This window comes from Streptomyces sp. NPDC107517, from assembly GCF_055582645.1.
On record NZ_JBVJPM010000017.1, the window covers coordinates 157,880 to 176,931 of the forward strand.

At 69.1% G+C, this 19,052-nt stretch carries 16 protein-coding genes and 1 riboswitch; of the genes, 4 read left to right on the top strand and 12 right to left on the bottom strand.

The window, feature by feature from the left end:
* The first annotated feature begins 69 nt into the window (after positions 1–69).
* Positions 70–1,842 (top strand): substrate-binding and VWA domain-containing protein, encoded by a 1,773-nt coding sequence (locus tag ACZ67T_RS32180; protein WP_469988605.1) that lies wholly within the window; start codon positions 70–72, stop codon positions 1,840–1,842.
* A 22-nt stretch (positions 1,843–1,864) separates the two neighbouring features.
* Here ACZ67T_RS32180 and ACZ67T_RS32185 read toward each other — a convergent pair whose 3' ends face one another.
* Positions 1,865–3,385, bottom strand: coding sequence for a glutamate-cysteine ligase family protein (locus ACZ67T_RS32185; RefSeq protein ID WP_469988607.1), 1,521 nt, complete (start codon positions 3,383–3,385; stop codon positions 1,865–1,867).
* Positions 3,386–3,875: 490 nt separating this feature from the next.
* Here ACZ67T_RS32185 and ACZ67T_RS32190 point away from each other — a divergent pair, with 490 nt between their 5' ends.
* Together ACZ67T_RS32190 and ACZ67T_RS32195 are read left to right on the top strand one after the other, a co-directional pair.
* A complete protein-coding gene (locus ACZ67T_RS32190) occupies positions 3,876–4,463 on the top strand; it encodes a hypothetical protein (RefSeq protein ID WP_405482880.1) in 588 nt (195 codons plus the stop codon).
* 341 nt (positions 4,464–4,804) lie between these two features.
* Positions 4,805–5,002 carry a DUF5999 family protein gene (locus tag ACZ67T_RS32195; protein ID WP_165914281.1) on the top strand — a complete coding sequence of 66 codons (198 nt, stop codon included), beginning with the start codon at positions 4,805–4,807 and terminating at the stop codon, positions 5,000–5,002.
* A gap of 89 nt (positions 5,003–5,091) precedes the next feature.
* Here the strand turns inward: ACZ67T_RS32195 and gcvP are convergent, their stop codons facing one another.
* Positions 5,092–7,977: an aminomethyl-transferring glycine dehydrogenase gene (gene gcvP / locus ACZ67T_RS32200; protein ID WP_469988609.1), complete on the bottom strand. Its 2,886-nt coding sequence runs from the start codon at positions 7,975–7,977 to the stop codon at positions 5,092–5,094.
* Between the two features lie 183 nt (positions 7,978–8,160).
* A riboswitch (glycine riboswitch) is annotated at positions 8,161–8,256 on the bottom strand.
* 114 nt (positions 8,257–8,370) lie between these two features.
* On the opposite strand from gcvP, the gene ACZ67T_RS32205 reads away from it, so the two are divergent.
* Positions 8,371–8,754, top strand: coding sequence for a PRC-barrel domain-containing protein (locus tag ACZ67T_RS32205; protein WP_469988610.1), 384 nt, complete (start codon positions 8,371–8,373; stop codon positions 8,752–8,754).
* Here ACZ67T_RS32205 and ACZ67T_RS32210 read toward each other — a convergent pair.
* The 10 genes from ACZ67T_RS32210 to ACZ67T_RS32255 all read right to left on the bottom strand — a co-directional run bounded on the left by ACZ67T_RS32210 (position 8,740) and on the right by ACZ67T_RS32255 (position 18,844).
* Positions 8,740–10,164, bottom strand: coding sequence for a DNA polymerase IV (locus ACZ67T_RS32210; RefSeq protein WP_469988612.1), 1,425 nt, complete (start codon positions 10,162–10,164; stop codon positions 8,740–8,742). The two genes, ACZ67T_RS32205 and ACZ67T_RS32210, sit on opposite strands and share 15 nt — an antisense overlap.
* A gap of 56 nt (positions 10,165–10,220) precedes the next feature.
* Complete coding sequence (locus ACZ67T_RS32215) at positions 10,221–10,865, bottom strand: MerR family transcriptional regulator (RefSeq protein WP_469988614.1); 645 nt, start codon at positions 10,863–10,865, stop codon at positions 10,221–10,223.
* A 194-nt stretch (positions 10,866–11,059) separates the two neighbouring features.
* Positions 11,060–11,533 (bottom strand): bifunctional nuclease family protein, encoded by a 474-nt coding sequence (locus tag ACZ67T_RS32220; protein WP_100597640.1) that lies wholly within the window; start codon positions 11,531–11,533, stop codon positions 11,060–11,062.
* An 86-nt stretch (positions 11,534–11,619) separates the two neighbouring features.
* The gene (ftsR, locus tag ACZ67T_RS32225) at positions 11,620–12,363 is read right to left on the bottom strand and encodes a transcriptional regulator FtsR (RefSeq protein WP_469988616.1); all 744 of its coding nucleotides are present in this window, start codon (positions 12,361–12,363) and stop codon (positions 11,620–11,622) included.
* A 16-nt stretch (positions 12,364–12,379) separates the two neighbouring features.
* On the bottom strand, positions 12,380–13,342 hold the full coding sequence (locus tag ACZ67T_RS32230; RefSeq protein ID WP_469988634.1) for an FHA domain-containing protein: 963 nt from the start codon (positions 13,340–13,342) through the stop codon (positions 12,380–12,382).
* An 82-nt stretch (positions 13,343–13,424) separates the two neighbouring features.
* Positions 13,425–14,291, bottom strand: coding sequence for a DUF881 domain-containing protein (locus tag ACZ67T_RS32235; protein ID WP_469988617.1), 867 nt, complete (start codon positions 14,289–14,291; stop codon positions 13,425–13,427).
* Positions 14,292–14,296: 5 nt separating this feature from the next.
* Complete coding sequence (locus ACZ67T_RS32240; RefSeq protein WP_100597644.1) at positions 14,297–14,629, bottom strand: small basic family protein; 333 nt, start codon at positions 14,627–14,629, stop codon at positions 14,297–14,299.
* Positions 14,626–15,534, bottom strand: coding sequence for a DUF881 domain-containing protein (locus ACZ67T_RS32245; RefSeq protein WP_469988619.1), 909 nt, complete (start codon positions 15,532–15,534; stop codon positions 14,626–14,628). The genes ACZ67T_RS32240 and ACZ67T_RS32245 overlap by 4 nt, the downstream gene beginning before the upstream one ends.
* An 89-nt stretch (positions 15,535–15,623) precedes the next feature.
* Entirely contained in the window at positions 15,624–18,119 is a 2,496-nt protein-coding gene (locus ACZ67T_RS32250) for a mannose-1-phosphate guanyltransferase (RefSeq protein ID WP_100597646.1), read from the bottom strand.
* 116 nt (positions 18,120–18,235) lie between these two features.
* Positions 18,236–18,844: a CDP-alcohol phosphatidyltransferase family protein gene (locus ACZ67T_RS32255; RefSeq protein WP_100597647.1), complete on the bottom strand. Its 609-nt coding sequence runs from the start codon at positions 18,842–18,844 to the stop codon at positions 18,236–18,238.
* Positions 18,845–19,052: the final 208 nt, after the last annotated feature.

Below are 19,052 nucleotides of genomic sequence, written 5' to 3' on the forward strand. Positions count from 1 at the left end.
GGACGAAGGCCGTTCTTTGGTGTACCTCTCCCCTTCCGTCGGGCCAGGCCGAAGGAAGGGCACCACCGCATGGGACGTCACAGCTTGCCCGACGAGTATGGGACGGACGCGGTCGCCCCCCGCCGCCGCACGCGCGGCCGCACCATGGCCATCGCGACGGCGCTGGTCCTGGTGGTCGCCGGGGGTACGGCTCTCGCGGCCAGGAGCGGCCTGCTCTCCTTCGGCGGGGCCTGCGACGGCAAGACGGTCCACCTCGACATCGCCGCCTCGCCCGACGTCGCCCCCGCGCTGCGCGACGCCGCGGACCTCGCCCGCAAGAAGCATCTGACCTCTGACGGTCAGTGCCTCGACACGCGTGTGCAGGCGGGCGACTCGTACAAGATCGCTGATTCCCTGCGGAAGGGCGGGAAGAGCGCCGGGGACTACGAGGCGTGGGTGCCGGATTCGAGTCTGTGGATCCAGCGTGCCGGCCTCGGCGGGAACGCCACCCCGGTCACGGCGATGGGCAACATAGCCTCCTCCCCCATCGGCATCAGCATGGTGCCGTCGGCCGCGAAGAGCATGGGCTGGCCCGCGAAGCAGTACACCTGGGCGCAGTTGACCGGCGCGGACATGGAGGGCGACAAGCTGCGGCTCGGGACCGCCGACCCCGCGCGCAGCGCGACCGGTCTGCTCGCCCTGACCCAGCTGGGCGCCTCCACCAAGAAGTCCGGGTCGGAGGGCGACACCCGGGCCGCCGCCATGGCCAAGGCGCTCTCGCAGCGCACCACCGACAGCGACGGCCAGCTGACCGACACCCTGGCGCGCGACTCCTCCGGCACCGAGCAGGGCAATCCGCGCCGCAATCAGGCGCTGTTCCTCTCCGAGCAGTCCTCGTTCCGGTACAACGCGACCGCCGGCGACAAGGACGGGCTCGACCTCTTCTACCCGAAGGACGGCTCGCCGCAGCTCGACTACCCGTTCGCCCTGGTCGACGAGGGCGACAAGTCGACGGAGGAGCGGCGCGCCGCGATCCGTTTCATGACCCTGCTCGGCGAGGACGCCGGCATCCGGATCCTGGACAGGCACGGCTTCAGGACGGACGACGAGGAGCCCTCGGACGCCGTGGTCGCCGGGGCGTACGGCCGCAGCCCGCAGCCGTACGCGACGTCGGACGACGAGCCGGCGACGGACAAGGAGCTCCAGGAAACCCTCGGCATGTGGACGATCACGGTGCAGAGCGCCCGGATCACCGTGGTCGTGGACGCCTCCGCCTCCATGGCGAACTACGTGCCGGGCCGCAACCAGTCCCGCATGGAGGTCACGAAGGCGTCGATGCTCCAGGCGCTGGCCACGTTCACGCCCGAGGACGAGATCGGCCTGTGGGAGTTCGCCACACTCCTTGACGGGAACCGCGACTACCGCAAGCTCGTCCCCACCGAGCGCCTCGGCGACCGCAAGGACGGCGGCACCCAGCGCGACAAGCTGTCCGAGGCGTTCAGCGGTCTCCAGCCCGTGCCGGGCGGCGCCACAGGTCTCTACGACACGACGCTCGCGGCCTACGAGGAGGCGACGTCGTCCTACCGGAGCGGCAAGTTCAACGCCCTCGTGGTCGTGACCGACGGCGCGAACCAGGACCTCGGCTCCATCTCGCGCAGCCACCTCGTCTCGCGGCTCCAGCGCCTCGCCGACCCCCGGCACCCGGTGCCGCTCATCGCCATCGCGGTCGGCCCTGACGCCGACAAGGACGAGGTGGAGCAGATCGCCGGGGCCACCGGCGGCTCCGGCCACCAGGTCAGCGACCCGGCCCAGATCCACGCGGTGATCCTCAAGGCGATCGTGGAGGCGGGCGCCAAGGGCTGACCGGCCTCAACCGGCATACCCGTCAGCCCAGTTGCACCGCCGGTGCCGGGAGTCCCACCAGCCACGTGTGCACCGGATCCCCGGCGTGCATCAGCTCGCAGTAGCGACGGGTGGTCGCCGCGAGCGCCGCGTCGCGCTCCAGGCCGCTCTCCAGCGCGCGGTGGAACGTCGCCGCCTGCCACGACGCCCCGTTGACCCGCCGCCGGCAGCGCTCCTCGATCACCCCGAGGTAGAAGTCGCGGTCGGCCGCCTCGACCCCCCAGGCGTCGAGCCCGGCGGCGGCCAGCGGCAGCAGCTCGTCCCGCACGAGCGTCACGGCGGGCACCTTCTCGACCCCGCCGAAGCGGCCCCGGCGGGGCCAGTCCAGGCGCGCCTCGATCCCGTACCGGCACGCCTCGTCGAAATTGCGGGCCGCCGCCTCGAAGGGCAGGCGGGTCCAGACGGGGCGGGCGTCCTCGGCGAGGGCGCGTACGACGCCGTAGTAGAACGCGACGTTCGCGATGACGTCGGTGACGGTGGGACCCGCGGGCAGGACGCGGTTCTCCACGCGCAGGTGCGGCATGCCGTCGGCTATCCCGTACACGGGCCGGTTCCAGCGGTAGACGGTGCCGTTGTGCAGGACGAGTTCGCCGAGCGCCGGAACTCCGCCGTCGTCGATGACGCGCAGCGGTTCCTCGTCGTCGCACAGCGGCAGCAGAGGCGGGAAGTAGCGCAGGTTCTCCTCGAAGAGGTCGTACGCGCTGTTGATCCAGCGCTCGCCGAACCAGGTGCGCGGCCGCACCCCTTGGGCCTGGAGCTCGGGCGGGCGGGTGTCGGTCGACTGCTGGAACAGGGGCGGCCGCGATTCGCGCCACAGCTCATGTCCGAACAGGAACGGCGAGTTGGCGCCGACCGCGACCTGTACGGCGGCGACGGCCTGCGCGGCGTTCCACACGTCGGCGAAGCGGGCGGGCGTGACCTGGAGGTGCAACTGCACGGAGGTGCACGCCGCTTCGGTCGCTATGGACCCCGAGCTGCAGCGCAGATGCTCCACCCCGTCGATGTCGACCACGAACTCCTCGCCGCGCGCGGCCACCATCTGGTCGTTGAGAAGGCTGTAGCGGTCCACGTCGGACAGGTTCGCGGAGACGAGATCATCGGGCACCAGCGTCGGGAGAATGCCGATCATCACGATCCCGGCGTCCACCTCGTTCGCTTTCCGGTGGGCATAGGCGAGGCCGGTCCTGAGCTCCTCGGCGAGCCGGTCGAGAACCCGGCCTTCCAATCGATGGGGGGCAATGTTCACTTCGAGATTGAACATTCCGAGTTCGGTCTGGAAATCACGGCTCGCGATGCGCTCGAGAACTTGCGCATTCATCATTTTCGGCATGCCGTCGGGCCCTGCGAGATTCAACTCGATCTCCAGGCCCATCAGATTCCTCGGACGGTCGAACCTCTCCTCCTCCAGGAGTCGCCCGAGCCCCGCCAGACACTGCTGCAACTTCCTGCGGTAGTGCCGCCGATCGGACAGGTCGAACGCGCCCGCCACGACCTTCTCCCCCATGGAAGCATCCCTCCTCGCGTAGGCGGCCCGGCCGCCCGGCCCCTGTGTCACGGTGGATGATGCCCAGGCGAGTTGATCGATAACGCCCCGCTTCCCGCCACGGGCGAGTATTCTCGCAGCAGTTGTCACGGGGCACATTCACGAGGCATGCGGCATGTCGAGGAGCCGATTCCAGCTCGCCTGGTGATAAACGCCGACGAGAATCGGCCGTCCGCTCGCCGTGAAGATTACGAGGTCACGGACCCGACCCCGCTGGAAACCGGGAGATTTCCCTCATCTCGGCGACCGAATATCGCCTTGCCGAGCATTTTCGCGGCGGCTAGCTGAAACACTGCGTGAACACGTGTCGTATAAACTTCGCGAACGAGGCAGAGAGTTGGCGCTCGCGGTACCTGCCCCGCCCCCTCTGGCCCGGTCAGCAGACACCGCCGTCCGCTCGTCCCGCCACGCCCTCGATCCACCGTGCCTGTCGAATGAGAGGCGACCCACCATGCCGCTGCATGTCCCTCCGGCTCCCGCGCCCGCCCTGCGCACCGTCCTCACGGCCCTCGGTTCACCCACCGCGGTCCGCGAGGCCCGCACCCCCTCCCTGCGCTCCGCCCAAGGACCGGCGAGCCCCGAACTCCCCTTGCCCGTCCATGTACTGGACCGGGTCACGGGCAGCGCGGGCCCTTCGCCGACCCGACTCGCCGGCTGGCGGTTCCTGATCCGCTGCGGGGAGCGCGCGGTGGCCGCCGCCGACACGATGCTGACCGCCGACGGCTGGGCGTTCTCGCACTTCTTCGAGGGCCCGTACGTCGCGGCCACCGAACGCGCGCTGCGCCAGGCAGAGTCCATGCCCGCGGCCTACCAGCCGCGTCTGCTCTCGGTCCCGGAGCTGTACATGCTCACCCTGTGGCTGCACGGGGACTGCAATGCCGACGCCTCCACGGGACATCCCGCGGCCAGTGACCTCCTGGTCCCGCTCGCGCCCGCGCCGCCCGGCATCGCCGCCCACCGCCCCCACCGGGTCGCCGAACTGCTGCCCGTCCTCACCCATCGACTGACCCCCGCGCCACTTCTGGGCTCACCCGCCTGACGCGACCGGGCCGCCTCACGCGCCCGCGCCCCGCTACCGATGCCGACCGGTCGCGGGGCGCAGCCGTGCCCTCGCCCGCCCTTCCGGACTAGCCCGGTCAGGCCACCCCGAACCACCCGAAGGGACAGCGCAGTTGGGGTGAACCGTCCGCACGGGTGACGCGTCCTCTTCCAGTGAGTACCGCTGCGACGAAATACCTGCGGATTGACGCCCGTGGGGCAACACTGGGTTCCGGACCGACCGACAAACGGGGGGCGGCCATGAACAACGCTTCGAGCCGCAGGACAGACAGCGACATCACACCCATCACCGACATCACTTCACAGGGAAAGATCCCATCCATGTGCCAGCACCAGCCACCGTGCCCGTCCGCAGACTCCGCCGACCGGGAAGCCGCGCTCCCTGTGGCCCACCACCCCGAACAGGGCTGGAGTCTGCTCTGCAACGGCGTCCTGCTCTTCGAGGACACCGGTGAGCTGCTGCCCAACGGCCAGATCATCGCTCCGCACCGCCCCGTGCACGTCGTGACCGCGGCCTGAGCGGATCCGGACGCCGACGGCGTCCCCCGTACGAAAGGGCCGGCCCCGGGAAAACCCGGAACCGGCCCTGACGCATGTCAGCGCGCGTATCAGTCCTCGTACGCGTCCATGGGCGGGCACGAGCAGACGAGGTTCCGGTCGCCGTACGCCTGGTCGATGCGACGGACCGGCGGCCAGTACTTGTCGGCGGGCACGACACCGGCGGGGAAGACGGCCTCCTCGCGGCTGTACGCGTGCTCCCACTCGCCGCCGAGCGCGGCCGCGGTGTGCGGCGCGTTGCGCAGCGGGTTGTCCTCGGCGGGCCACCGGCCCGAACCGACCTTCTCGATCTCCCCGCGAATGGCGATCATCGCCTCGCAGAACCGGTCGAGCTCGGTGAGGTCCTCGCTCTCGGTCGGCTCGATCATCAGCGTCCCGGCCACCGGGAACGACATGGTCGGCGCGTGGAACCCGTAGTCGATGAGCCGCTTGGCGATGTCGTCGACGCTGACGCCGGTCGCCTTCGAGATCGGGCGCAGATCGATGATGCACTCGTGCGCGACGAGGCCGCCGGGGCCCGTGTACAGCACCGGGAAGTGCGGCTCGAGACGCTTGGCGATGTAGTTGGCGCTCAGCACCGCGACCTGCGTGGCCCGCTTGAGGCCCTCGCCGCCCATGAGACGCACATACGCCCACGAGATCGGCAGGATGCCCGCGGAGCCCCACGGCGCCGCGGAGATCGGGCCGACGCCGGTCGCGGGTCCGGCGGCGGGCTGCATCGGGTGGTTGGGCAGGTACGGCGCGAGGTGCGCGCGGACGCCGACCGGGCCGACGCCCGGACCGCCGCCGCCGTGCGGGATGCAGAACGTCTTGTGCAGGTTGAGATGCGAGACGTCGCCGCCGAAGTGGCCCGGCTTGGCGAGACCCACCAGGGCGTTCAGGTTGGCGCCGTCGACGTAGACCTGGCCTCCGGCGTCGTGCACCTGCGCGCAGATGTCGGCGACGTGCTCCTCGAACACACCGTGCGTCGAGGGGTAGGTGATCATCAGGACGGCGAGCTCGTCGGCGTACTGCTCGATCTTGGCGCGCAGGTCGGCGATGTCGATCTCGCCGTCGTCGGCCGTCTTCACGACGACGACCTTCATGCCGGCCATCACGGCGCTCGCGGCGTTGGTGCCGTGCGCGGACGACGGGATGAGGCAGATGGTGCGCTGGTCGTCGCCGTTGGCGCGGTGGTAGCCGCGGACGGCGAGGAGACCGGCCAGCTCGCCCTGCGAACCGGCGTTCGGCTGGAGCGACACCTTGTCGTAGCCGGTGACCTCCGCGAGGCGCTCCTCCAGCTCACGGATGAGGGTGAGGTAGCCCTGTGCCTGCTCGGCGGGCGCGAAGGGGTGCATCTGGCCGAACTCGGGCCAGGTGACCGGCTCCATCTCCGTCGTCGCGTTGAGCTTCATCGTGCAGGAGCCCAGCGGGATCATGCCGCGGTCGAGCGCGTAGTCACGGTCGGCCAGCTTGCGCAGGTAGCGCAGCATCGAGGTCTCGGAGCGGTGCGCGTGGAACACGGGGTGCGTCAGGTAGTCGTCCCCGCGCAGGAGGGCCGCGGGCAGCGTGTCCTCGGCGGCCGCGTCGAGCGCGTCGACATCGGCCTCGACACCGAACGCGGTCCAGACGGCGCCCAGTTGGGTACGCGTCGTGGTCTCGTCACACGAGATCGACACGTGGTCGGCGTCCACCGGGTGGAGGTTGACGCCACCCTCGCGCGCGGCGCTGACGATGTCGGCGGCACGCCCGGCGGCCTTCACGGTCAGGGTGTCGAAGTACGCGCCGTGCACGACCTCGACACCGCCGGCCTTGAGGCCCTCGGCGAGCAGCGTCGCGTACCGGTGGGTGCGCCGCGCGATGCTCTTGAGTCCGTCGGGTCCGTGGTACACGGCGTACATGCCGGCCATGACGGCGAGCAGCACCTGCGCGGTACAGATGTTGCTGGTGGCCTTCTCGCGCCGGATGTGCTGCTCACGGGTCTGCAGCGCGAGGCGGTACGCCTTGTTGCCGTCGGCGTCGACGGAGACGCCCACGAGGCGGCCGGGCAGGCTGCGCGCGAACTTCTCGCGGACCGCCATGTAGCCGGCGTGCGGACCGCCGAAGCCCATCGGGACGCCGAAGCGCTGCGTGGTGCCCACGGCGATGTCGGCGCCGAGCTCGCCGGGCGAGGTCAGCAGCGTGAGCGCGAGCAGATCGGCAGCGACCGTGACGACGGCGCCCAGCTCGTGAGCCTGCTCTATGACCGGCTTGATGTCGCGGACAGCTCCGGAGGCGCCCGGGTACTGGATCAGGACGCCGACGACGCCGCGCTCGGCGACCTCGGCCGGGATGCCCTCGGAGAGGTCGGCGACGACGACCTCGACACCGGTCGGCTCGGCGCGCGTCTGGATCACGGCGATGGTCTGCGGCAGCGCGTCCGCGTCGACGACGTAGGCGCCGTTCTTGACCTTGCCGATGCGCCGCGACAGCGCCATGGCCTCGGCCGCGGCCGTGCCCTCGTCGAGCAGCGAGGCGCCCGAGGTCGGCAGGCCGGTCAGCTCGGCGACCATCGTCTGGAAGTTGAGCAGTGCCTCGAGCCGGCCCTGCGAGATCTCCGGCTGGTAGGGCGTGTACGCCGTGTACCAGGCCGGGTTCTCCATGACGTTGCGCAGGATGACGGGCGGCGTGAACGTGCCGTAGTAGCCGAGCCCGACCATCGAGTCGAGGACCTGGTTGCGGTCCGCGAGGGAGCAGAGTTCGGCGAGCACCTCGGCCTCGGTGCGGGCTCCGGGAAGATCGAGCGCCTCGGCGCTCTTGATCACGTCCGGGACCGCGGCCGCCGTCAGCTCGTCGAGCGAGCCGTACCCGACCTGCGCGAGCATCTTGGCCTGCGCTGCTTCATCCGGACCGATATGGCGCTGCTCGAAGGGGATTCCCTGTTCCAGCTGGGAAAGCGGAATACGGTTGGCGGTCATTGCGGAGGCCTCCTGGTCACTGCGACCTGCGAGGGGCACCACGGCGCGGGTGCCCGGACGGCCTCCCCCTCTGTCATCTCAACCTGAGAGCTTCACCGGCGCGCCCCCATCACGAAGGGCATGCCGACTTTCACCGTCGGTGAGAGCGGAGGCCTGAACGCCCGCTCTGCTTTCCAGAGTGACCTCGTCCGTGCGGTACAGGGGCCTGAGAGATTCCGGGGAGGAGTTGCTCCTTCGGCGCCTCCGGTGTCATCCGGAGGACTCTCCCGCACGGGATCAGCAGCCATCGCCAGCCTACCAGCGGCAACAACGCGCCCGGGTTCGAGTGGCCGCCGTCACCAATGTGCACTTTGGTAGTGCTTACGGATGAGTTGCGAGCAGCTGGAGGGCCCCGTGCAGACCGATGTCGATCCGCGAAACCTGATCGGCCGCAAGGCGTTCGACCGCAACGGAGCCAAAATCGGGACTGTCGACGAGGTCTACCTCGACGACGCGACCGGGGTCCCGGAGTGGGCGGCCATACGCACAGGCCTGTTCAGCCGGGACGCCTTCGTCCCCCTGGAGCCGAGCGAGCTGGTGGAGGGCACTCTGCGCATCCCCTTCGAACGCTCCCTGATCAAGGACGCCCCCGACTTCGGGGTCGGCCGTCACCTCTCCCCCGAACAGGAGCTCCAGCTCTACCACCACTACGGGCTCGACATCTCGGCCCCCGACGACCCCGAGCCGCCCGAGGACCGCGACTTCGGCAAGATCGCCCGCCCGTCAGACGACACCTGACCCGGCACCCCGCCCCCTCGCCGCAAAGCGCCCCACCCCGCCCTCCACCAGCGGCAGCGGCTCCGCCGGTACGAGCGCGGGGTCGTCCGTCCGGAACGTACGCACCCGCCCCGGCTCCGAATACGGCGTCTCGAAGCGCACCGTCACCCGCCCGAGCCCGCTCCCCTGCACCCACCCGTGCCCGAACTCCTCGTGCCGCACGTCACGCCCGGCCACCCAGCGCCGGTCCGCGGCCTCGACGACCCCTTCGGCAGCCGGCTGGCCCTGATCCCCCGCACCATCCGCCCCGTCCGCCTCGCCCTCACCCTCGGCCGCGTGCTCCTCGGCCTCGGCCTGCGCCCGCGCCTGCGCGAACAGGTCCTCCTGCGTGTAGTCGGCCAGACCAGTCACTCCCACGCCCAGCAGCCGCACCCCGCCCGTCGTGTCCACGGACTCCAGGAGCCGCGCCGCCGCCTCCCGCACCACTGCGGGGTCGTCGGTGGGCCCGCGCAGGGTCTCGGATCTCGTCAGCGTGGAGAAGTCGTAGCGCCGCACCTTGAGGACCACGGTCCGCCCCGACCGCTCCGCGCCCCGCAACCGCTGCACGCACCGCTCCGCAAGCCGCTGCACCTCGGTCCGCACGCGCACCCGGTCGTGGATGTCCACGTCGTACGTGTCCTCGACCGACACCGACTTGGCGTCCCGCTCGGCCACCACGGGCCGGTCGTCGTGCGCGAGAGCCATGGCGTACAGCGACGCCCCGTGCGACTTCCCCAGCAGCCGTACGAGCTCGTCCTCGCCCGCCTCGGCGATCTCTTCGACCGTGGTGATCCCGGCGCGTCTGAGATGGTCCCCGGTCGCCGGCCCCACGCCGGGCAGCGTGCGCACGGACATGGGCCCGAGCAGGGCGCGCTCGGTGCCGGGCACGATCAGCACCAGCCCGTCCGGCTTCGCCTCCTCGGAGGCGATCTTCGCCAGCATCTTCGACGCCGCGATCCCGACAGAGCCGGTCAGGCCGGTCACGGCCCTGATGTCCTCCCGCAGCCGCTCACCGACCAGCCGCGCCGACGCGGCGTCCCAGGCCGCCTCACCGGCCTCCAGATCGACGAACGCCTCGTCGAGGCTCAGCGGCTCCACCAGCGGCGACAGCTCCCGGAGCAGCGCCATCACCTGCTCGCTGACCTCGCGGTACAGCTGGAAGCGCGGTACGAGATACGCGGCATTGGGGGCGAGCCTGCGCGCCTGCCCGATCGGCATCGCCGAGTGCACCCCGAACACCCGGGCCTCGTACGAGGCGGTGGCCACCACCCCACGAGGTCCGATCCCGCCCACGACCACGGCTTTCCCGCGCAGGCTCGGCTTCGATGCCTGCTCCGCCGAGGCGTAGAAGGCATCCATGTCGAGATGCAGGATCGTGGGCGCGGTTCTCACATGTCCGATGCTGCCCTACGGCACTGACAATGCCCCGGCGCGGGCACCGACCCAGCTCACACCGCGCGGTTGCGCCGTCTCGCGAGCTCGTCAGCGGGGTTGTTCCCGTGGAGCGTCTCACCGGTGTCGATACGCTCCCCGTGCAGCTGCGACAGGGCGCTCTCGACGTCCCGCCACACCACACCGACAGCGATACCGAAGACGCCCTGACCGCCCTGGAGCAGATCGTGGACCTCCGCCGGCGAGCTGCACTCGTAGACGGTGGCGCCGTCGCTCATGAGGGTCAGCCGGTCCAGATCGCCGAAGCCGCGCTCCCGCAGGTGCTGCACCGCGGTACGGATGTTCTGCAGTGACACACCGGTGTCCAGGAACCGTTTCACGATCTTCAGGACGACCACGTCCCTGAAGCTGTAGAGCCGCTGGGTCCCCGACCCGTGGGCGGGACGCACACTCGGCTCGACCAGACCGGTCCTCGCCCAGTAGTCCAGCTGCCGATAGGTGATCCCGGCCGCCGCGCACGCGGTGGGTCCCCGGTATCCGACCTGCTCGGGCATCGCGTCGTCATCCCCCTGAGCGACCACCGGCAACACCGTCGGCCGACGCGGAATGTGACCGGCCGCGTGGCCGTGAAGCGAGTACGGGCCGCTCTCCGCCGGACTGTGTCCGACGCCCCCAGCCGTACCGTCGCCGCTGCTTCTCACGCCGACCTCCTCTTTGACCTGCCTTCTCGACGGTAGGCAGTCACCAGGGGTGCGTCAACGATCGCCACACTCGGCACGCCGAGTGATAATCACCCTACGAGTGGTTTCCCGTGCCTCACCGCGGGGAAAGGCTAGCCGAATGGTCCGGCCGGGCCACCGGCGCGGCAGCGGCCGCCTTCCGGCGGCCGCTCGCGTCACTGACTGTTGGTCCCGAAATCCTCGGGCGAGATCTGGTCGAGGAATTCGCGGAACTTCTCCACCTCGTCCTCCTGCTCGTCCGGGATCGCGATCCCGGCGTCATCGAGCACACCGTCACTGCCGTAGATCGGCGTACCGGTGCGCAGCGCGAGCGCTATGGCGTCCGACGGGCGGGCACTGACCTCGACACCGCTCGAGAACACCAGTTCCGCGTAGAAGACGCCTTCGCGCAGGTCCGTGATGCGTACTTCCGTGAGCTCCTGCCCGACCGCTTCCAGCACGTCCTTGAAAAGGTCGTGCGTCAGCGGGCGTGCGGGAGCCATGCCCTGCTGTGCGAAGGCGATGGCCGTCGCCTCCCCCGGTCCGATCCAGATGGGGAGGTAGCGGTCGCCTCCCACTTCACGCAGGAGCACGATCGGTTGGTTGGAGGGCATTTCGACCCGGACACCTACGACGTCGAGCTCGTTCACACAGCAACCCTAGGACGTGCCCGGCAGGTTTGGGTAGTCGGGCACCCGTCGACCGCCGGTCGCACACCGCGCGAGCACCCCTCGGATCAGGGCAGACGCACGCCGAGCGCGGTCTGCACAAGCGCCCCGTGAAGTTTCACGGTCAGCCCCGCCAGCTCCTTCGCGCGAGCCTGCGCGTGAGCCCGGGTCTGAGGATTGCGGTGCCGCCGCAGTGGCGCGACGACCTGTTCGACCAGACCGGCCTCCCGGTCGGCGGCGGCCTTCATCGCCCGCAGATGCCGCGGCTCGATCCCGAAACGGCCCAGTTCCATGACCAGCTCGGCGACCGTGACCGCCTCCGCGTCGTATCCGCCGTCGGGCAGCGGCGCGATGAGGCCGTACGACTCCCACTCGTCGAGCTCGGGGGACTCGATCCCGGCGGCGGCAAGCAGCTCGTCACGGCCCACACGGGCCACTGTCGGCCCTTCGCCGCCCTCCGAGGCCCTGCCGTCCTCGCCGTCACCCGGTCGCCCCGCAGAGGGCAGCGTGATCGCTTCTCCCCGCTCCAGGGCGTCGAGCTGTTCCTTGATGACCTTCAGTGGCAGGTAGTGGTCCCGCTGCATACGTAGTACGTGGGCGAGTCGCTCGACGTCGTCCGGGCTGAACTTGCGGTACCCCGAGGGGGTTCTCTGCGGCTCGATCAGCCCCTCCGACTCCAGGAACCTGATCTTGGAGATGGTGACTTCGGGGAACTCGTCGCGCAGCACGTTCAGCACGGTGCCGATGCTCATCAGCCGACTGTCCGTGAGGGCGATGCCGTGACCGGCACCGCCCTTCGGTGTTTGAAGCATGGACCTTCCTGACAGGTCAGATGCCCCGCTGGCTCGCGTAGAAGACCAGCCGGTACTTGCCGATCTGCACCTCGTCGCCGTTCGACAGCGTGACCGCGTCGATCCGCTCCCGATTGACGTACGTGCCGTTGAGGCTGCCCACGTCGCTGACGGTGAAGGCGCCGTCGGCACCGCGCCGGAACTCCACGTGGCGGCGCGAAACGGTCACGTCGTCAAGGAAGATGTCGCTCTGCGGGTGCCGTCCCGCCGTGGTCAGTTCGCCGTCGAGGAGGAAGCGGCTGCCCGAGTTCGGACCGCGTCGCACCACCAGGAGCGCCGAGCCGAGCGGCAGGGCGTCGACGGCTGCCTGGGCCTCCGGGGAGAGCGCCGGCGACAGCGTCTGACCGGTGACTTCGGCGTCGTAGGCCTCAAGGCCCGAAATGGAAATCGTCGAGGTCGTCTCGGACGGCCGCTCGGCCGTGGCACGCAGCGGCGCACCGCAGTTGGAGCAGAACCGGCTCGACTCGGCGTTGCGGTTTCCGCACCTCGTACACACCAGTGCAGACATGGACGGATCCTCCTGCCGCGGCTGCCCCGCGGGGGCATGGGACGCATACGGATCGGAGGCAAACCCTCCACCCGCACTTGAGGTTGACGGTTCCCCGAAACCTATGCGGCCGGACACGGCAGGGTCAACAGACGACGCGCCCTGTCCGCCCGAAATGTCACCACTTTGAGGACCGACCTGATCACGGAACAGCGGACGCTCCGCCCCCTGCACCTCCGCGTCCTGAGTGCGCGGTGCACGGTGACGGGCAGTGGCATTGGCGTTGCCGCTGTCCTCACGTGCGCTCTTGCCGAACAACTTCGCAAACAACTTCACGGGCGATTCCCCTTGACCGAAACAGACCCGCCCGTGGGGCAGGACGAACCCTGATTGCACACACCGCCATACATCGGCGACACAGACATCCTCACAACGTCCGTATCCGCCAAACAGTTTCCACCACGCACCCCGCTTACGGTGCGCCGACCCCCCGCAACCTCTTGCCCTGGCCCGAACGCCCCCATGCGCCCCCGCCTCACTGGGACGACGACTGAGCGTAGTCAGGCCGCTTCGCGGGTCGCAAGGCGTCCACAACGATCTTCTGCGCCTGTGTCACGGTAACGGTGGCCTGCTCCTTCTCCAGAGTCTGAACCACCCCACCAGGGATGTTGAGCGCCGGCTCCAGATCCTGCGGCTTGCCGATGACCTTGAAGACGAAAGGCTCGCCGATCTTGTGACCGTCCACACTCACCTTCCCGCCGCTCGCATCCGTCAAATATGTGTCGGCCACGACCCGAACGTCGTTCACCTGGATCGCCTCGGCACCCGCCGCGCGTAGCTCCTGGATCGCATCGAGCAGCATGTCCGCCTGCACCGCGCCCTTCTTGTCGCTGATCGTCAGCGTGATCCCGGGGCCCTGCGCCGCCACGGTGCCCGCCAGAATGCCGAGTTGCCGTTCCCTCTCGACCGTCTGCTTACGGGCCTCCTCGGCCTGGTCCGAGCTGTTCTCCAACTCGGTGCGCTGCCCCTCGAGACGCTGCTTCTCATCTCCCAGACGCTGAGTACGGTCATCCAGTTCATCGAGGATGCGTACGAGATCTTCCTGACGTGCGCCGCGCAGCGCGCTGCTGTCGCTGTTGGACCGCACCTGGATGGCCAGCCCCAGGCCGAGCACGAACAGCAGGACGGCGACGATGAGTTGCGCACGCGAGACCCGCGGCGGCCACAGCCCCTTGGCCAGCCGCTGGCGTCCGGTCAGCGACGGACCCTTCGTCCCCGCGGCCGGCGCCTCCGCGTCGTCCCCGCCGTCCGCGTCCTGCGCCGCTTCGGGGGCGACCTCGTCGGGCAGCTCCCTGCGCAGGCGGTGCTGCTCGTCGTTGTTCTTGTTCTCGTCCTCGGACATCGGCCTCACGCCCGGAAGATGTGCCGCCGGATGGCGGCCGCGTTGGAGAAGATACGGATACCGAGCACCACGACGACGCCGGTGGACAGCTGCGCGCCCACGCCCAGCTTGTCGCCCAGGAACACGATCAGGGCCGCCACGACGACGTTCGACAGGAACGACACGACGAAGACCTTGTCGTCGAAGATCCCGTCGAGCATCGCCCGCAGGCCGCCGAACACCGCGTCGAGGGCCGCCACCACGGCAATCGGAAGGTAGGGCTCGACCACCGCCGGAACCTCGGGACGGACGAACAGTCCGACCACGACTCCCACGACGAGGCCCAGTACGGCGATCACGATGTGCCCTTCTCTGTTCTCGGCTGTGCTGTACGTACGGTCACGCTCGGCGCCGCGGGCAGGCGGACGTCGTCCTGGGCGGAAATGCTGGTCCGGATCCCGAAATTCTCCTGCAGCGCGTGCAGGTACAGGCCGTCAGGGCTGTTCTGGAACCGGGTGCTCAGCCGCTGGCCGTCCCCCACCGCGAGCACCGTGTACGGCGGCACGAGCGGTCTGTTGTCGACCAGTATCGCGTCACCCGCCGCGCGGATCGCGGACAGGGCGGTCAGCCGCTGTCCGTTGATGGCTACGGCCTCGGCGCCCGACTGCCAGAGCCCGTTGACCACCCGCTGCATGTCCCGGTCGCGCACCCGCCCGGTGTCCGAGAACCCGGCGCTCTCGCGCGGCCCTCCGCCGCCCTGGTCGGCTTCCTTGGCGTCGTCGACGACCAGCTTCACTCCGGGCCCGTGCACCGCAGTGGCGCCGGAGAGCAGACCGACCAACTCCCCTTTGTCACCACCGTGTTTCTTCAGCGCCTCACTCTGGCGGTCGCTCACGTCGTTGCGGAGCGTGTCCACCTTGCGCTCGAGCTTGTCCGCGGCGTCCGTCTCCCGGTCGATACGGGCGATGAGCTCCTCGCGCTCCTTTGCCACGACCGGTGCCGCGACCCGCGCCTGCGCCGCCCCCACCGTCACCACGAGCGCCGCGAGGACGAGCCCCGCCGCGAGCCCGAGCTTGCCCCGCAGGGTGCGCGGCATACCGCCGCTGCCCTCGGCCTTCTTCCGGGCGGCCGCCTCCGCGTATCCGTCGTCGAGGCTGTGGTCCATCACGTTCGTCAGCAGCGACATGGAGGCGTCAGGACGTCTGGGGCTCACGGGTCGTGAGGGACTGCTCCGATCGGGGGGCTGCTGCGGCATGCCGCACATCGTCGCACGTGGTGGCCTCTACCTCCGAATGGCCCCACCGATGGGCCGGTCGGCGCCCGCGACAGGCGCCGGCCGGCCCGTACGACGGCTCAGCGACCGGCGCTGTCGACGACTGCCGCCCACTCGTCGAGCAGCTGCTGTGCCGACGCGTCGTCGGGCCCCTCGGCCCACAGATGGGTGACGGCCTCGGCCGGGTCGGGCAGCACCATCACCCAGCGCCCGTCCGCCTCGACGACCCGCACACCGTCGGTCGTGTCGACGGACCGGTCGCCGGCCTCCTCGACGACCCGCCGCATCACGAGCCCCTTCACCGCCCACGGAGTCGCGAGGTCCCGCTTGAGTACATGCGCCCTCGGGATCCGCGCGTCGATCTGACTCAAGGTCAGCTGCGTCCGCGCCACGAGCCCGATCAGCCGGACGAACGCGGCCGCGCCGTCGAAGACGGAGCTGAACTCCGGAATGATGAACCCGCCGCGACCGTCACCACCGAAGATGGTGCCCTCGTCCCGCCCGACCCGGGTGAGGTCGTCCGGCGACGTGGTCGTCCACTCCACCTGCGTCCCGTGGTACGCGGCCACCTGCTCGGCGATACGCGTCGTGGTCACCGGCAGCGCGACCCGGCCACTGCGCCGCTCGGCGGCCACCAGGTCCAGCATGACCAGAAGCGCACGGTCGTCCTCGACGATGCGGCCCTTCTCGTCCACCAGCGACAGCCGCTCGCCGACCGGGTCGAACCGGACGCCGAACGCGGCCCGGGCGGACGCCACGATCTCCCCGAGGCGCACAAGCCCCGAGCGGCGCGCGTCCCGCGTCTCGGTCGGCCGGGACTCGTCGAGCCCCGGGTTGATGGTCAGTGAGTCGACACCGAGCCGCCCGAGCAGGCTGGGCAGCACCAGACCGGCACTGCCGTTCGAAGCGTCGACGACGACCTTGAGCCCCGCCTCCGCAATCCCCGTCGTATCGACATTCCGCAACAGGGAACCTGTGTACGAGTCGAAGACGCTCGACGGGAAGTGCAGATCGCCGATCTCGCCGGGGAACGCCCGCCGGTACTCCTGCCGCGCGTACACCCGGTCCAGCTTCCGCTGGCTGGCCTGCGAGAGGTCCGCTCCCCGCTCGTCGAAGAACATGATGTCGACGGAGTCAGGCACTCCCGGCGTCGTACGGATCATGATTCCGCCGGCACTGCCCCGCGCGGTCTGCTGCCGGGCGACTGGCAGCGGCACGTTCTCCAGGTCGCGTACGTCGATGGCGCTCGCCTGCAACGCGGAGATGACCGCGCGCTTCAGGGCTCGCGCACCACGCGAGTGGTCACGGGCCGTGGTGACGGTCGAACCCTTCTTGAGCGTCGTGGCGTACGCACCCGCGAGCCGTACGGCGAGTTCCGGGGTGATCTCCACGTTGATGATGCCGGAGACGCCACGGGCGCCGAAGAGGTGCGCCTGCCCCCTGGACTCCCAGATCACCGAGGTGTTGACGAAGGCGCCGGCCTCGATGGTCTTGAACGGATAGACCCGGACGTTGCCCTGGATAATCGATTCCTCACCGACCAGGCACTCATCGCCGATGACGGCGCCGTCCTCGACGCGGGCAGCCCGCATGATGTCGGTGTTCTTGCCGATGACGCAGCCGCGCAGATTGCTGTGCTGCCCGATGTACACGTTGTCGTGGACAACGGCCTTGTGCAGAAAGGCCCCGCTCTTCACGACGACGTTCGAGCCGATCACGGTGTGCTCGCGCAGCTCGACGTCGGCTTCGACCTTGGCGTAGTCGCCGATGTACAGCGGACCGCGAAGCACGGCATCCGGATGAACCTCGGCACCCTCTGCGACCCATACGCCGGGCGAGATCTCGAATCCGTCGATCTCGACGTCGACCTTGCCCTCGAGTACGTCGGCCTGCGCCTTGACGTAGCTCTCGTGCGTACCGACGTCCTCCCAGTAGCCCTCGGCGATATAGCCGTAGACCGGCTTGCCTTCCTTCATGAGCTGCGGGAAGACGTCACCGGACCAGTCGACCGACACATCGGCCTCGACGTAGTCGAATACCTCGGGCTCCATGACATAGATGCCCGTGTTCACGGTGTCGGAGAAAACCTGGCCCCAGGTGGGCTTCTCGAGGAAACGCTCGACCTTTCCCTGCTCATCGACGATGGTGATGCCGAATTCGAGGGGGTTGGGAACGCGGGTCAGGCAGACCGTGACCAGCGCACCCTTTTCCTTGTGGAAATTGATGAGGTCGGTGAGGTCGAAATCGGTCAGAGCGTCACCGGAGATCACAACGAAAGCGTCGTCCTTGAGTGCTTCCTCTGCGTTCTTCACGCTGCCGGCTGTGCCGAGTGGCTTCTCCTCATTGGCATAGGTGAGCTCCATTCCGAGCTCTTCGCCGTCCCCGAAGTAGTTCCTGACGAGCGATGCCAGGAACTGCACGGTGACGACGGTCTCGGTGAGCCCATGCCGCTTGAGCAGCCGCAGCACATGCTCCATGATCGGCCGGTTCACGACCGGCAGGAGCGGCTTGGGCATACTCGAGGTCATGGGGCGAAGGCGCGTGCCTTCGCCTCCAGCCATTACGACGGCCTTCATGTCGGAAGCGTCCTCCTTGAAGAGACGACTGTCTAGCCGACTTCGCCCGTCCGGATGGACCCGCAGATCTCAGAGTGCGGGCCAACCTGGCCTCGAATACCGCCACATGGGCGAGCTCAATCGGCCTTGGAGTCCGCCCTGACCAGTCGGCGGACCTGTACTACGTAGAGGATCCCTGCCCACCAGTAGAGCGTTGTACCCCATCCTGCGAACGCCCATCCGAAAATAGCAGCGAGCGTGTTGATCCAGCCGCTTCCGTCACTCAGGAGCAACAGGGGGAACGCATACATGAGGTTGAACGTGGCGGCCTTGCCGAGGAAGTTCACCTGCGGCGGCGGATAGCCGTGCCGGCGGAGGATACCCACCATCACCAGGAGAACCAGCTCCCGGGCGAGCAGTACGGCCGTCAACCAGATCGGCAGAATCTCGCGCCAGGTAAGTCCGACGAGCGTGGACAGAATGTAGAGCCGGTCGGCCGCTGGATCGAGGAGCCGGCCGAGGTTGCTGATCTGATTCCAGCGCCGGGCGAGCTTCCCGTCGAGATAGTCGCTGACACCGCTGAGCATCAGGACCAGAAGGGCCCAGCCGTCGCTTTTGGGCCCGCCGAACTCGGGCCTGAGGATGAGCCACAGGAACAGGGGTACGCCAAGGAGACGCGCCATGCTGAGGATGTTCGGGATGGTGAGCACCCGGTCCGTCTGGACACGGGTCTCCTGGACCTCCACCCGGGGGCCTCCTGTGGGGAAACGAGCCAACGATGCCCCCCGACCTTACCCTCAGCGCACTTGGAGCCGTACAGAGGGGTGCAACAAGAATTGCCGCACAACGTTTGACGCACAACGCAGAAAACCCCCGTAACAGGATTCTCATCCGTCACGGGGGTTTTCTTCAAAAATAGTTCGGCGGCGTCCTACTCTCCCACAGGGTCCCCCC